The organism is Terrabacter koreensis (assembly GCF_054783315.1).
The window spans coordinates 72,534-86,964 of sequence record NZ_BAAGQU010000007.1; the positions used below are offsets into that span (position 1 = coordinate 72,534).

Here is a 14,431-nt window from a genome sequence, read left to right on the forward strand (position 1 = left end):
CACGGCAAAGGTCAAATTTCGATAACGGAGGCGAGTCCGATTGGACCGCCGATCGAGGGGTGCGCTAGGCGGTTTGCCCCATTCGTTCGGTGTCCCACGGCCCGTACACGCGCTCGCTGTTGTCGGACACCGCGCGGCACAGGGTCGGCACGTCGATGTTGAGCACCCCGGCCATCGCGCGGATGGTCACGGGCACGAGGTATGAGGCGTTCGTCGCACCTCGGTGCGGGGCCGGCGCGAGGTACGGGGCGTCGGTCTCGACGAGCACCCGGTCGAGCGGGATCGCCGTCAGCGCGTCACGCAGGTCGCGGGCGTTCTTGAAGGTCACGGTGCCGGCGAAGCTGAGGTAGTAGCCGCGCTCGACGCACTCGCGCGCCATCGTCAGGTCGCCCGAGAAGCAGTGCAGGACCGTGTGCTCGGGCGCGCCCTCCTCCTCGAGGATGCGCAGCACGTCGTCGTGGGCGTCGCGGTCGTGGATCTGCAGGGCCTTGCCCAGCCGCTTGGCGAGGTCGATGTGCCAGCGGAAGCCGTCCTGCTGCACCGGCACCCCTTCGGGGCCGGTGCGGAAGTAGTCGAGCCCGGTCTCGCCGATGACGCGGATGCGCTCGTGGGCGGCGTGGCGCTCGACGGTCGCGTATGCCGTCTCCAACGTTCCAGCGGCAGCGAGCCTGGGAACTTCGTTGGGGTGCAAGGCAATTCCACCGACCAGCTCGGGGTGGCGCTCGACGGCGTCCATGGTGAAAGCGATGCCGTCGAGGTCGCAGCCCACCTGCACGAGCCGGGTCACCCCGACGGCCCGGGCCCGCCGGATCGCGTCGGCGACGTCGAACGGCTCGTCGCCCTCCCGGGTGATGTCGAGGTGGACGTGGTTGTCGACGACGTCGATGGGCAGCGGGTCGGGCAGGTGCTCCGGCAGCCCCCGGTGACCCGACGCGTGGGGCGTCATGCTTCGGCGTCGCCGAGGCGGCTTCGCTCGGCCTCGATGACGGCGTCCGGGTCGAGCTTGGTGAAGACGCCGGTGGGCTTGGCGATCGGCGTGCCGGGCACCACGTCGCGCGGCTCCCAGCGCGGCGTCGCGGAGTACTCGCCCGTGATGACGGGGTAGGCGCGCGAGTCGTCGTCGAGGTCGCGCACCACGTCGAGTCGCGGCATCGGCATGAACTCGCCGTCGCCGCCGAGCACGGCGTGCACGCGGTTGGCGGCATGCGGCAGGAACGGCGAGATGAGCGTGTTGATGTCGCTCACGGCCTGCACGAGCGTGTGGAGCACCGTCGCGAGCCGCTCGCGCTGGTCGTCGCCCTTGAGCTTGAAGGGCTCGGTCTTCGACACGTAGGCGTTCGCCTCGCCGACGACACGCATGACCTCCGCGAGGGCGGCCTTCTGGCGGTGCCTCTCGAGGTTGGCCCCGACGGTTGCGAACGCACCCCGCACGGTGGCCAGCAGCTCCTCGTCGACGGGCTCGACGGCATACGGGCTCGGGATCTCGCCGAAGCTCTTGGCGATCATCGCCGCGGTGCGGTTGACGAGGTTGCCCCAGCCGGCGACGAGCTCGCTGTTGTTGCGCTGCACGAACTCGGCCCAGGAGAAGTCGGCGTCCTGGTTCTCGGGTCCGGCGGCGCAGATGAAGTAGCGGATCGGGTCGGGGCCGTAGCGGGCGACGATGTCCTGGACGTAGATGACGTGCTTGCGGCTCGTCGAGAACTGCTTGCCCTCGAGGGTCATGAACTCGGACGCGACGACCTCGGTGGGCAGGTTGAGCTCGCCGTACGCGCCCGGCTCGCCGCCCTTGTCGCCCTTGCCGGCGTAGCCGAGCAGCTCGGCCGGCCAGATCTGGCTGTGGAAGGTGATGTTGTCCTTGCCCTGGAAGTAGTAGGACACGGCGGCGGGGTCGTTCCACCACTCGCGCCAGCGGTCCTCCTGGCCGTGGCCGAGCCGGCGGGCCCACTCGATCGAGGCCGACAGGTAGCCGATGACGGCGTCGAACCACACGTAGAGGCGCTTGGTCGGGTTGTCCTCCCAGCCCTCGAGCGGGATGGGGATGCCCCAGTCGATGTCGCGCGTCATGGCGCGGGGCCGCACGTCCTTGAGGAGGTTCTTGGAGAACTTGATGACGTTGGGGCGCCACGTGCCCGACGCCTCGCGGCCGTCGAGCCACTCCCCCAGCGCCTCGGCGAGCGCAGGCAGGTCGAGGAAGAAGTGCTGGGTCTCGACGAACTCCGGCGTCTCGCCGTTGATCTTGCTGCGCGGGTTGATGAGCTCGTCGGCGTCGAGCTGGTTGCCGCAGTTGTCGCACTGGTCGCCGCGCGCCTCGGGGAAGCTGCAGATCGGGCAGGTGCCCTCGATGTAGCGGTCGGGCAGGGTGCGGCCGGTCGACGGGCTGATCGCGCCGCGCGTCGTCTGCTCGATCATGTAGCCGTTGGCGTGGACCTGGCGGAACATCTCCTGGACGACGGCGTAGTGGTTGCGCGTCGTCGTGCGGGTGAAGAGGTCGTAGGACAGGCCGAGGTCGGTGAGGTCCTGGGCGATGACGGCGTTGTACTTGTCGACGAGCTGCTGCGGCGTGACACCCTCCTCCTCGGCGAGCACGAGGATCGGCGTGCCGTGCTCGTCGGTGCCCGAGACCATGAGCACGTCGTGGCCGGCCATCCGCATGTACCTGCTGAAGACGTCGGAGGGCACACCGAAACCGGCCACGTGGCCGATGTGGCGCGGGCCGTTGGTGTACGGCCAGGCGACGGCAGACAGGACATTGCTCATGGCGAGCAATCCTAGGCGGGCCCGGCGAGCGGTCGCGCACGTGTACTGGGCTGTCGGCTTCGTTCAAGCGCTCCCGGGTTCCGGCGGGTACGACAGAGACATGACTGGTCATGTTGCACACGCGAAGGTCACCGTCGACGCCACGCCGCAGCAGGCATGGCAGGCCCTCACCGAGCCGGCGCAGATCCGCAGGTGGATGGTGGGCACCGAGGTGAGCACCGACTGGCAGGTCGGCAGCCCCATCACGTGGCGGGGCGAGATGAACGGAAAGCCGTACGAGGACAAGGGCGAGGTGCTCGAGTTCGACGAGCCGAGGCGCCTGTCGACCACGCACTACAGCCCGCTCATGGGTCAGGAGGACCGGCCCGAGAGCTACCACACGGTCACCTACACGCTCGACGGCGAGGACGGCGGACCCACCACCGTCACGCTCGAGCAGGACGGCAACGCGTCCGAGGAGCAGGCCGAGCAGTTCTCGCAGAACTGGCAGGGCATGCTCGACGCGTTCAAGGAGTCCGTCGAGCAGTCCTGAGCCCCAGCGGAAGACCAAGCGGAAAACCAGGTGATGGGCGGCTGCTCTCCGCCCTAGCCTCGTGACGGAGGGCGGCCCGGTCCCGGACGCCCCGGACCTTCAAGGAGTGGTCATGCGCGCACGTCTCGTCCCGATGACCCAGCCGCACTCCTCGAAGGACCAGACGTGTGACACGCAGAACGCTCAACCTCGGGATCCTCGCGCACGTTGACGCGGGCAAGACGACCCTGACCGAACGCCTCCTCCACACCGCGGGAGCGATCGCCGACGTCGGCAGCGTCGACGCCGGCACGACGCAGACCGACACGCTCGCGCTCGAACGCGCCCGAGGCATCACCATCCGCTCGGCCGTCGCGACCTTCGTCGTCGACGGCGTGACGGTCAACCTCATCGACACCCCCGGGCACCCCGACTTCATCGCCGAGGTGGAACGCGTGCTCGGGGTGCTCGACGGCGCCGTCCTCGTCGTGTCGGCCGTCGAGGGGGTACAGCCGCAGACCCGTGCCCTGATGGGAGCGCTGCGGCGCCTGGGGGTGCCCACCCTGCTCTTCGTCAACAAGGTCGACCGCGCCGGGGCCGACGTCGGGCGTGTCGTGCAGGAGGTGGAGCAGCGGCTCGGCGTCGAGACGGTGCTGCTCACCGACGTTCGCGACGCAGGCCGTGGGACGGCGGCGTCGGCGGCGGAGCGCCACGGTGCTGCCCTCGAGGCGGCGCTGGCCGACGCGCTGAGCGCCCACGACGACGACCTGCTGGCCGAGCTCGTCGACCACGCCGAGCGGCTCGCTCCGCGCCGGCTGCGCCGGGAGCTGGCCCACCAGACCGCGGCCGGCGAGGTCTGTCCGGTGCTCGCCGGTTCCGCCATGACGGGCGCCGGGGTGCCGGAGCTGCTGCGGCAGCTCGTCGAGCTGCTCCCCACGACCGGCAGCGACCGCGCAGACGGGGGCGAGGTGTCGGCCCGCGTCTTCAAGGTCGAGCGTGGCCCGACCGGCGAGCGCATCGCGTACGTGCGGATCTTCTCCGGTCGCCTCGCCGTCCGCGACACGGTGGGGTCACGCCAGCCACCGCGGATCGACAGCGAGGGCGGCGGGCACCGCGGGCACCGCGGGCACCGCGGGCACCGCGGGCACCGCGGGCACGGCGGGCGTCGCGACGGCGGGGAGAAGGTCAAGCAGCTGCGCGTGTTCGACCGCGGGAGCTGGGTCGACCGCCACGAGGTGGGCCCCGGTGAGGTCGCGCGGGTGACGGGGCTGTCCCGGGTCAGGGTGGGCGATGACCTCGGAGCCGGTGACCACGCCACCGGCACAGCGCAGTTCGCTCCTCCGACCCTCGAGACGGTGGTCGAGCCGCTGCACGAGCGGGACCGCGGACGGCTCAAGGCAGCGCTGCTGCAGCTCGCCGACGAGGACCCGCTCATCGACGTGCGCCAGGACGAGCGGCGGCGTGAGCTGGCCGTGTCGCTCTACGGGGAGGTGCAGAAGGAGGTCATCGGGGCCACGCTCGCGACGGAGTTCGGCGTGGAGGTGCGGTTCCGTCCGTCGACCGTCGTGCTCGTCGAGCGACCGGCCCGCTCCGGCACGTGCCTCGAACGGCTGCACAGCCCGACGAACCCGTTCAACGCGTGGCTCGGTGTGCGCATCGACCCGCTCCCGCCCGGCAGCGGGGTCGAGGTGCACGCCGAGGTGGCGGCGTCCTCGACGCCGGACTACCTCTACCGCAACCTCACCGGCTTCGAAGAGGCCTTTCGCGAGTTCGCGGGAGCGACGTTCGCGGAGGGCCTGCACGGCTGGGAGGTGACCGACTGCAGGGTGACGGTCACCGAGTGCGTCTACGCGTCGGCCGACGGGCCGCCGTCGACGCGTGGACCGATGAGCACGGCCAACGACTTCCGCCGGCTCGCGGCGCTCGTGCTGATGCGCGCCCTGGAGGACGCCGGCACCGTCGTCTGCGAGCCCGTGCTCGCGGCCCGGTTCGACGTGCCGGCCTCGGCCGCGGGTGGGGTGGTCGCGCTCGTCTCGCGACTCGGGGGCCGCGTGCGCAGCCAGTTCACCTCTGGTGGCGAGTCGGCCATCGGCGCCGACGTGCCGGCGACCCGGCTGCAGGAGCTGAGGCAGCTGCTGCCGGGCCTCACGGGCGGTGAGCCGCACCTCGAGACGGCCTTCTCGCACCGCGCCCCGGTACGCCTTCGACGGGGCGAGCGGCCGCCCTCGCGGCCGCGGGTCACACCCGACCCGCGCAACCTCGAGCACTACGTCGCCGCCGTCGGTCGGTGACGCGCCGCTGCGCCCGTGACACGTGAGTGCCGCCCGGCTCGAGCCGGGCGGCACTCGTACGCTTGCGGATTCGTCGACCAGGCGGTCAGGCGAGCTTGGCCTCGAGGCTGATCGGGACGGCCTTGAGCGCCTGGCTGACCGGGCAGTTCGCCTTGGCGTCCTCGGCTGCGGCCTGGAAGTCCTCGGCCGAGATGCCGGGCACCTCACCGACGACCGACAGCTTGATCTCGGTGATGCCGGTGCCGGGCACGAACGTCACGTCGGCCGTCGTGTCGAGGGTCGTGGGCGGCGTGCCGGCCTTGGCGAGGCCGTTCGAGAACGCCATCGAGAAGCACGACGAGTGGGCCGCGGCGATGAGCTCCTCGGGGCTCGTCTTGCCGTTGGCCTGCTCCGCACGGGAGGGCCAGTTCACGTCGTAGGTGCCGATGCCCGAGCTCTCGAGGCTGACCTGGCCGGAGCCCTCGAAGAGGGAGCCCTCCCAGTGCGTGCTGGCGGTGCGCGTGGTGCCCATCGGTTCTCCTTCGCTGTCGGGTCGGTCACGACTCGGGGCCGCGACGCGGTACGTCCCCACCGTAAGGGGATTCGCGACCGAAACAAGGGGCGGCCGACGGGCGGACGGTCCGCTCGAAGGGGGAGGCCTCGCCGGGCGGGCTCAGCGGGCTGCGAGCGAGGCGTCGTAGAGCGCCTTCTTCGACAGCCCCGTGCGGGCGGCCACATCGGCGGCGACGTCCTTGAGCCGCTCCCCCGCGTCGACCCGCTGCCGTATGCCAGCGACGGCGTCCTCGAGGGAGGGCACCGCGCGCTCGGCGCCCGCCACGACGACCGTGATCTCGCCCTTGACGCCCTCGGAGGCCCACACGGCGAGCTCGGCGAGGGTGCCGCGGCGCACCTCCTCGTAGGTCTTCGTCAGCTCGCGGCAGACCGCAGCGCGGCGGTCTGCACCGAAGGCGTCGCGCATCGCCGCCAGGGTCTCGGCGAGCCGGTGCGGGGCCTCGAAGAAGACGAGGGTGCGGCGCTCGTCGGCCACCTCTGCGAGGACCCGAGCACGCTCACCCGGCTTGCGAGGCAGGAACCCGTCGAAGCAGAACCGGTCGACGGGAAGCCCCGACACGGCGAGCGCCATGAGGACGGCGCTCGGCCCGGGGACGCACGTGACGCGTACGCCCGACTCGACCGCGGCGGCGACGAGGCGGTAGCCGGGGTCGGAGACGGACGGCATACCGGCGTCGGTGACGACCAGGACCCGCTGGCCCGCGAGGAGCCGCTCGACGAGGTCGGGCGTGCGGGACGCCTCGTTGTGCTCGTGGTAGCTGACGACCGCACCCGTGGTGGCGACGCCGAGGTCGGAGAGGAGGCGACGCAGCCGGCGCGTGTCCTCGGCCGCGACGACGTCGGCGGTCGCGAGCTCCTCGGCGAGGCGGGGCGCCGCGTCACGGGGGTCGCCGATCGGGGTGGCGGCCAGGACCAGGGTGCCGGTGCTCATGGCGTCATCCTGTCAGGACCGAGAGGTGAGACGGCCGTCCCCGAATGTGGACGGGGTTACGTGACGGAAACCTCACCGCGATACACAGAGTGCATGACGATCTCGGGACAGACCTCGACCGAGCCCACCTCTGCCGCCACCGCTGCGCCCGCGACGGCCCCGGCCGACGCGCGCTCGACCGAGCAGCTGCTCGAGGCCGACCGTCGCGAGCCGAACGTCGGCGCCTTCGCCTCGGGCGTCTCGTCGGCCCAGCAGCACGCGGCCCTGCGGGCGTCGGTGCGCCAGCTCGGAGCCCTCCTCGGCGAGGCGCTCGAGCGGCACGAGGGCGCGGAGCTGCTCGCGCTCGTGGAGCGGGTGCGCAGCCTCGCCCGGCAGCCCAGCGACGACGAGCTGCGGTCGACGCTCGCCGCCGTCGACGCGCCGACCGCGGTCGTGCTCGCCCGCGCCTTCACCGCCTACTTCCAGCTCGTCAACGTCACCGAGCAGCTGCACCGCTGGCAGGAGGTGACGGCGGTCGACGAGGGCCCGCTGGCCGCCACCGCGCGCCGCATCGGCGCGGCCCTAGACGAGGGCACCGTCGACCGGGACCTCGTGGACTCCGTGCTCGCGCGGGTCGAGTACCGGCCCGTCTTCACCGCGCACCCGACGGAGGCCACGCGACGCTCGGTCATCGACCTGCTGCGCCGCATCGCCGACACCGTGCAGACGCTCGAGGACCCGCGCAGCGCGCCGGCCGACCAGCCCCGCCTGGAGCGGCGCCTCGCCGAGCTCGTCGACCTCGTCTGGCAGACCGACGAGCTGCGCATCCAGCGGCCCGAGCCGACCGACGAGGCCCGCACCGCCATCTACTACCTCAACTCGCTGACCCAGCGCGTCGTGCCCGAGCTGCTCGCCGAGCTCGACCGGTCGCTGGCGACCATCGGCATCGAGCTGCCCGCCTCGGCCCGGCCGCTGCGCTTCGGCGCCTGGGCCGGTGGCGACCGCGACGGCAACCCGAACGTCACCCCGCAGGTGACCCTCGAGGTCGTGGGCCTGCAGCACGACGCCGCCCTGCGCGACCTCATCGCGCACACCGAGAACCTGCTCGCCGAGCTCTCCCCGTCGACGCGGGTCGTCACCGTCACCGACGAGCTGGGCCGCAGCCTGGAGGCCGACGCCGAGGCCCTGCCCATCACCTACGACGCCCTCAAGCGGCTCAACGCCGAGGAGCCCTACCGCCTCAAGCTGAGCTTCGTGCGGGTGCGGCTGCTGCGCACCCGCGACCGCCTCGCGCACCAGACGCCGCACGAGCCCGGCCGCGACTACGCCTCGTTCGACGAGCTGCTCGCCGACCTGACGCTCGTGCGCGACTCGATGCTCGCCGGCGGCGACGAGCTGACCGGCAACGGTGCGATCCTCCGCCTGATCCGCACCGCCACGACGGTGGGGCTCGGCCTCGCGACGCTCGACATCCGCGAGCACAGCGGCAAGCACCACGCGGCCCTCGCCGACCTCTACGACCGCATCGGCGAGCTCGAGACGCCCTACGGCGAGCTCGACCGGCCGGCCCGCATCGAGCTGCTGTCGCGCGAGCTCTCGTCGCGCCGCCCGCTCACCGGGAGCCGGGCCGTCGACGTCGGCGACGCGGCCTCGGCGTCACTCGCGCTGATGTACGCCATCCGCACCGTCCTCGACACCTACGGTCCCGAGACCGTCGAGACCTACATCGTGTCGATGACGCACGACATCGACGACCTCTTCGCGGTCGTCGTGCTCGCCCGCGAGGTCGGGCTCGTCGACACCGGCACCGAGACCCACGCGGCCACCGCGCGCATCGGGTTCGCCCCGCTCTTCGAGACCGTGGCCGAGCTGGAGGCGGCCGGACCGCTGCTCGACGCGCTGCTCGGCGACCCGGCATACCGGAGGGTCGTCGCGGCCCGCGGCGACGTGCAGGAGATCATGCTCGGCTACTCCGACTCCTCGAAGGACGCCGGGATCGCCGCGTCGCAGTGGCAGATCCACCGCGCCCAGCGCGCGCTGCGCGACGTCGCCCGGCGGCACGGCGTCGTGCTGCGCCTCTTCCACGGCCGCGGCGGCTCGGTGGGGCGCGGCGGCGGCCCCACCGGCGAGGCGATCCTCAGCCAGCCCTACGGCAGCCTGGACGGGCCGATCAAGATCACCGAGCAGGGCGAGGTGCTCAGCGACAAGTACACGCTGCCCGGTCTCGCGCGGTTCAACCTCGAGGTGGCGCTCGCCGCCGTGCTCGAGGCGTCGGTGCTGCACCGGAAGTCCCTGCTGCCCAAGGACGTCCTCGACGGCTGGAACGGCACGATGGACGTCGTCGCGGCTCGCGGCCAGGACACCTACCGCGGGCTCGTGCGCGATCCGGGTCTCGTCCCGTTCTTCGTGTCGGCGACCCCCGTCGACGAGCTCGGCAAGATGAACATCGGCTCGCGTCCGTCGAAGCGCCCGGGCGGCGAGGGCGGCCTCGACGACCTCCGCGCCATCCCCTGGGTGTTCGGCTGGACGCAGTCGCGCATCATCCTGCCCGGCTGGTTCGGCGTGGGCTCGGGTCTCGCCGCCGCTCGCGAGGACGGCCGCGAGAAGACGCTGCGCGAGATGTACGGCTCGTGGGCCTTCTTCCGCACCTTCATGTCCAACGTGCAGATGACGCTGGCGAAGACCGACCTCGACATCGCGGCCGGCTACGTCAAGGAGCTCGTCGACCCCCAGGTCGCGGGTCTCTTCGACACGATCCGTGAGGAGCACGAGCGCACGCTCGAGGAGGTGCTGCGGGTGACCGGGCAGTCCGAGCTGCTCGAGTCGGCGCCGACGCTGCGGCGCACGCTCGAGCTGCGCGACAGCTACCTCGCACCGCTGCACGCTCTGCAGACGTCGCTGCTGGCCCGCTCGCGCGCCGTGCCCGACGACGCCGAGCCCGACACCGACGTGCAGCGGGCCCTGCTGCTGACCATCAACGGCATCGCCGCGGGGCTTCGGAACACCGGCTGAGCCATCTCGTCACGGGGTGGCGTCGGCGGCGCGGAGCATCCGGCTCGCCTGCTCGCGCATGATGTCGCACAGCTCGGGCGGGTCGAGCACGGTCATCTCCCACGGCAGCACGCCGAGGTGCATCGCCATCCAGCCGAGGTGGCTGCCACCTGCCTCGAAGATGCAGTGCGAACCGCCGTCGGCCGTGACCGTGCCCACGGATGCGGGGATCTGCTTCTCCACCAGTGACTTCGGCGCGTGGATGCGCACCCGGCACACGTGGTCGTACACGTCGCGCGAGATCGAGCGGCGCACGTGCTCGGCAGCGTCGGGGGCGTCCTCCCGCGGCCGGAACCGCCAGCCGCGCGCCTCGGCACCGGTCATCCGGTCGAGTCGGAAGGTGCGCCAGTCCTCGCGGTCGAGGTCGTAGGCGAGCAGGTACCACCGGCGGCCGGTCGCGACGAGGCGGTAGGGCTCGACCCGGCGTTCGCCGGAACCGCGCGGGCCGGCATACGCGAAGGTGACGCGCTCGGTCTCGCGGCACGCGCGCGCCAGCACGAGGAGGGTGGCGGCGTCGACGGGGGCGGTGGCGCTGTCGAGGGTGACGGTGGCCTCGTGGATGGCCTCGACCTGTGAACGCAGGCGGCCCGGCAGCACCTGGTCGAGCTTGGCCAGGGTGCGCACCGCCGCCTCGCCGAGGCCCTCGACGGTGCCGCCCGCCGCGAGGCGCAGGCAGACGGCGATGGCGACGGCCTCGTCGTCGTCGAGCAGCAACGGCGGGAGCCGGCGCCCTGCGCCGAGCTGGTAGCCGCCTCCGGCGCCGTGGGTCGCGTTGACCGGGTAGCCCAGCTCGCGCAGCCGGTCGACGTCGCGCCGCACGCTGCGCGTCGTCACGCCGAGCCGTTCGGCCAGCTCGGTGCCGCTCCAGACCGGGCGGCTCTGCAGCAGGTCGAGCAGCCGCAGCACCCTGGCGGTGGTGCCGTTGCCGTCGCTCGTCGTGGACATGCTGGGAGTCTGCCATTCACTGAGGACAGTTCCTGTCCTATATGCATGTCACGATCGAGACATGACAGAGACGACGCGCGCCACCATCGACTGGAACGACGCCCTGGTGGAGCAGGCCGACTGGCACTGGCAGCACCAGCTCCGCGCCCGCTTCGATGGGCTCACCGACGAGGAGTACCTCTGGGAGCCGACCCCCGGCGCGTGGAACGTCCACCGTCGCGGCGAGGGCAGCACCGAGATGCAGGGCGGCACCGGCGAGATGACCATCGACTGGGCCTACCCCGCGCCCGAGCCGGCACCCGTGACGACGATCGCGTGGCGGCTCGCCCACATCATCGTCGGCGTGCTCGGGGCGCGGGCCCACCACCACTTCGGCGCCCCGGAGGCCGACTACCTCACCTTCGACTACGCCGCGACCGCCGACGAGGCGCTCGCCCAGCTCAACAGCGCGTATGCCGCCTGGTTCGACGGCGTGCGCAGCTGGGGCACCGACGGGTTGGCCGAGCCGTGCGGTTCCGCCGAGGGCCCGTTCGCCGAGGCGTCGCGCGCGACGCTCGTGCTCCACATCAACCGGGAGCTGATCCACCACGGAGCCGAGATCGCCCTGCTCCGCGACCTCTACGCCCACCGCAACGACTGAGAGAGCGAGACAGCCCATGGCAGCACAGGTCCCACCCGTCGCCGACGAGCGCGAGAGCCTCATCGCCTACATCGACCAGCAGCGCGACGCCTTCGTGGCTGCGACCTTCGGTCTCACCGAGGAGCAGATCCGGCTCACCCCGACGGCGGGCACCCTGAGCATCGGCGGCCTCGTGAAGCACGTCACGACGTGCGAACGCGGTTGGACGGAGCGGATGGCCGCCGCACCCGACGCGCCGGCCCCGCCGGAGCGGTCGGTCGAGGAGCAGGCACAGTCCTGGGGCGACGACTTCCGGGTCACCGACGACGACACCCTCGAGTCGCTCCTCGCCGCCCTGGCGGCCCAGGGCGAGGTGACCCGCGACGTGCTGCAGCGTGCCGACCTCGGCGCCGCGGTGCCGGTGCCGCGCGACGCCCCCTGGTTCCCCAAGGACGTCGAGGCCTGGTCGGTCCGGTGGGTCGCGATGCACCTCGTCGAGGAGCTCGCACGCCACGCCGGCCACGCCGACATCATCCGGGAGTCCATCGACGGCGCGACGATGTACGAGCTCGTCGCTGCCCGTGAGGGCTGGCCCGAGACACCGTGGCTCAAGCCGTGGCGGCCGGCGGCAGAGCTCAGTGTCTGACGCGGGATCGGTTGTGCTGCAACGACGCTGAGTCGCACAGACAAAGGCGAAGGGCCCTTGGGAGTATGAGTCTCAAGGGCCCTTCTGGTGTGATCGGTCGATGGTGACGCTCCCGATCGACTGCTCGTCGTCTCCGGTCCCGGCCGCCTCGTCACCCGGCTGCCGCAGTGGGTCGCCCCACCGTGTGGACCCTCGTCTCCGAGCCGTCCCGCTCTCCCGAAGGAGTGCGTGAGAACGTTATATCCCCCCGCGAGGCGGCCTCGCAAGGAAATGGCGAAAACTCCTCCGGCCTCCACAGGTCGACGGCGTGTCGTCCACAGGAACGGGTCGCTTCTCCACATCCTCCGTGCGTCCGTGCACACGTTGTCCACCGCCACTGTGGACAACTGCCGTCGACCGGAACCGCTGCTCCTGATTCAGCCCCGGGTCGGGTCGCCGACCTCACCCGGCACGTCCCGAGCCACGTCGGCGGGTACGTCCTCGAGCACGTCGCGCAGGACTCGGGCTCCCGCCGAGGCGGCCGTCGCGCGCTCGGTGTCACCCGCTGCGGCATACGCCGCCTCGGCCTCGGCGAGCGCGACGAGCTCGGCCAGGACGACCCGGCGCTCGTCGGTCGCGTCGAGCACCAGTCGCTCCGCCTCAGCGGCGCCGATCCCCAGCGCGGCACCCGCGACGTCGGCGGACGTGGCGACCGTCGGGCGGTCGACCACGGGGACGGCCTCAGCGTTCTCGATGGCCGCGACGGCGCTGCGCAACGCCGACGTGGCGGCACGGTCGCGCTCGCGCATCGCGGTCGTGAGTCGGCGGCGCAGGGCTGCTCGTAGGGGCGACGACATGACGCGACCGTATGCCGCCGACCGGGCCGGGCGCCAAGCGTTTACGTCGCTGGCCACGCGAGCACGACTGGCGTTGCGGGGATTCAGTCCGGCTGCAGACGCGTCGTCAGGAAGCTGATGACTGCGTCCACGGCATCCGGGTGGCGCTCGCCCGTCAGGGTGGCATGGCCCGGGCCGTCGAGCTCGACCCGCAGGAAGCCGTCGCCGAGATGGTGGGTCAGTGTGTCGAACCGCGTCCCTGTCGCCCAGTCCTCCCGGTAGCGGACGCCGAGAACGGGGCAACCGCCGATCACCCGATCACGCACTGCCGCAAGGTCGCCCGGGTCCAATCCGACGTCCGCCGCCCGACGCGGCGTCAAGGGGACCGGCACCGCCGGCTGCGCAACGACGGGCGCGACGACGACGGGGTCGACCATCATCGCGAGGGCGAACCCGCCCGTGAAACACATCCCGACTGCGCCGACGCCCACCCCTCCCGCTTCGTCGTGGACTCGGCGCGCCAGGCTGCGCAGCCATGCAGCGACCGGTGTCGTGCGCCCGGTCGCGACCGTCGTGAACTCACGCCCGATGCAGAGGCGCGGGATGACGTGGACCGCCTCGAGGGCGTACGGGGCCCGGTGGGCAGGCCCGAAGAAGTGCGGCATGACCACGGTGAAGCCGGCGTCGACCACCTCGCGGCCGAAGCGCACCACCTCCGGCGTCAGCCCGGGGCTCTCGTGCATGACGATGACGCCCGGCCCCTCACCCTCGGTGTAGGTCGGGTACTCGAAGCCGTCGGCGGAGTGGGATCCGCGTCGCCAGCCCGAGAGCATCGACATGCGTTTCTCCTATGTCAAGCCGCTGCCGTGAGGCAAGGGGCTTGACGGTTGTGGTGGTCGGCGGTCAGGAGGTTGAAGACGGTTCGTGCGAGGCGTCGTTTGAGGCAGCGGAGGGCTTCGGTGCGCGACTTTCCCTCGGCCAGCTTCTTGTCGTAGTAGGCCCTGCCGAGGGAGCCGGTCAGGCGGATCTGGGTGATGGCGATGCGGTGCGGCGCGCAGTTGAGCTGGCGGTTGCCGGATCGGGTCATCCGGACCCGGCCCATGCTGTTCCCGGACCAGACGGGGATGGGCGCGACCCCGGAATGCCGCGCGAACTGCGCCTCACCGGTGAACCGGGTGATCCCGGCGGCCTCGCCCAGCAGCTTGGCAGCGGACAGCTCGCCGCACCCCGGCAGGGTCAACAGCTCGGGCACCTGACGACGCGCCAAGGCGCCCAGGCGCCGGTCGAAGTCCTTGATCCGCGCCGTCAACGCGATGACGTCCTCGAGCTCGTCC

At 71.9% G+C, this 14,431-nt stretch carries 13 protein-coding genes; 5 read left to right on the forward strand and 8 right to left on the reverse strand.

Features of this window, described 5'->3' with window-relative positions:
* Window positions 1-64 precede the first annotated feature (64 nt).
* Both ACYVNR_RS17225 and metG read right to left on the reverse strand, forming a co-directional pair.
* Window positions 65-946 carry a TatD family hydrolase gene (locus ACYVNR_RS17225; RefSeq protein ID WP_461049649.1) on the reverse strand — a complete coding sequence of 294 codons (882 nt, stop codon included), beginning with the start codon at window positions 944-946 and terminating at the stop codon, window positions 65-67.
* A complete protein-coding gene (gene metG, locus ACYVNR_RS17230; protein ID WP_458802417.1) occupies window positions 943-2,757 on the reverse strand; it encodes a methionine--tRNA ligase in 1,815 nt (604 codons plus the stop codon). Before metG ends, ACYVNR_RS17225 begins: the two co-directional genes overlap by 4 nt.
* A gap of 100 nt (window positions 2,758-2,857) precedes the next feature.
* Here metG and ACYVNR_RS17235 point away from each other — a divergent pair, with 100 nt between their 5' ends.
* Together ACYVNR_RS17235 and ACYVNR_RS17240 are read left to right on the forward strand one after the other, a co-directional pair.
* Complete coding sequence (locus ACYVNR_RS17235) at window positions 2,858-3,289, forward strand: SRPBCC domain-containing protein (protein ID WP_461049652.1); 432 nt, start codon at window positions 2,858-2,860, stop codon at window positions 3,287-3,289.
* A gap of 167 nt (window positions 3,290-3,456) precedes the next feature.
* Window positions 3,457-5,559 (forward strand): GTP-binding protein, encoded by a 2,103-nt coding sequence (locus tag ACYVNR_RS17240; RefSeq protein WP_461049654.1) that lies wholly within the window; start codon window positions 3,457-3,459, stop codon window positions 5,557-5,559.
* A gap of 85 nt (window positions 5,560-5,644) precedes the next feature.
* Here ACYVNR_RS17240 and ACYVNR_RS17245 read toward each other — a convergent pair whose 3' ends face one another.
* Together ACYVNR_RS17245 and rsmI are read right to left on the reverse strand one after the other, a co-directional pair.
* The gene (locus ACYVNR_RS17245) at window positions 5,645-6,070 is read right to left on the reverse strand and encodes an OsmC family protein (protein ID WP_045191517.1); all 426 of its coding nucleotides are present in this window, start codon (window positions 6,068-6,070) and stop codon (window positions 5,645-5,647) included.
* A gap of 141 nt (window positions 6,071-6,211) precedes the next feature.
* Window positions 6,212-7,042, reverse strand: coding sequence for a 16S rRNA (cytidine(1402)-2'-O)-methyltransferase (rsmI, locus tag ACYVNR_RS17250; protein WP_458802423.1), 831 nt, complete (start codon window positions 7,040-7,042; stop codon window positions 6,212-6,214).
* A gap of 93 nt (window positions 7,043-7,135) precedes the next feature.
* On the opposite strand from rsmI, the gene ppc reads away from it, so the two are divergent.
* A complete protein-coding gene (gene ppc, locus ACYVNR_RS17255) occupies window positions 7,136-10,033 on the forward strand; it encodes a phosphoenolpyruvate carboxylase (RefSeq protein WP_461049657.1) in 2,898 nt (965 codons plus the stop codon).
* Between the two features lie 9 nt (window positions 10,034-10,042).
* On the opposite strand, the gene ACYVNR_RS17260 is transcribed toward ppc, so the two are convergent.
* Entirely contained in the window at window positions 10,043-11,017 is a 975-nt protein-coding gene (locus ACYVNR_RS17260; RefSeq protein ID WP_461049659.1) for a helix-turn-helix transcriptional regulator, read from the reverse strand.
* Window positions 11,018-11,078: 61 nt separating this feature from the next.
* Between ACYVNR_RS17260 and ACYVNR_RS17265 the strand changes: the two genes are divergently transcribed.
* Together ACYVNR_RS17265 and ACYVNR_RS17270 are read left to right on the forward strand one after the other, a co-directional pair.
* Window positions 11,079-11,657, forward strand: coding sequence for a DinB family protein (locus ACYVNR_RS17265; RefSeq protein ID WP_461049661.1), 579 nt, complete (start codon window positions 11,079-11,081; stop codon window positions 11,655-11,657).
* A 16-nt stretch (window positions 11,658-11,673) separates the two neighbouring features.
* Window positions 11,674-12,282, forward strand: coding sequence for a DinB family protein (locus tag ACYVNR_RS17270; protein WP_461049663.1), 609 nt, complete (start codon window positions 11,674-11,676; stop codon window positions 12,280-12,282).
* A 416-nt stretch (window positions 12,283-12,698) separates the two neighbouring features.
* On the opposite strand, the gene ACYVNR_RS17275 is transcribed toward ACYVNR_RS17270, so the two are convergent.
* The 3 genes from ACYVNR_RS17275 to ACYVNR_RS17285 form a co-directional block, all read right to left on the reverse strand.
* Complete coding sequence (locus ACYVNR_RS17275) at window positions 12,699-13,118, reverse strand: hypothetical protein (RefSeq protein ID WP_461049665.1); 420 nt, start codon at window positions 13,116-13,118, stop codon at window positions 12,699-12,701.
* A gap of 83 nt (window positions 13,119-13,201) precedes the next feature.
* On the reverse strand, window positions 13,202-13,936 hold the full coding sequence (locus ACYVNR_RS17280) for a dienelactone hydrolase family protein (RefSeq protein WP_461049667.1): 735 nt from the start codon (window positions 13,934-13,936) through the stop codon (window positions 13,202-13,204).
* A 14-nt stretch (window positions 13,937-13,950) separates the two neighbouring features.
* The coding region (locus tag ACYVNR_RS17285; protein ID WP_461049669.1) for a transposase at window positions 13,951-14,431 on the reverse strand (481 nt) is incomplete at its 5' end.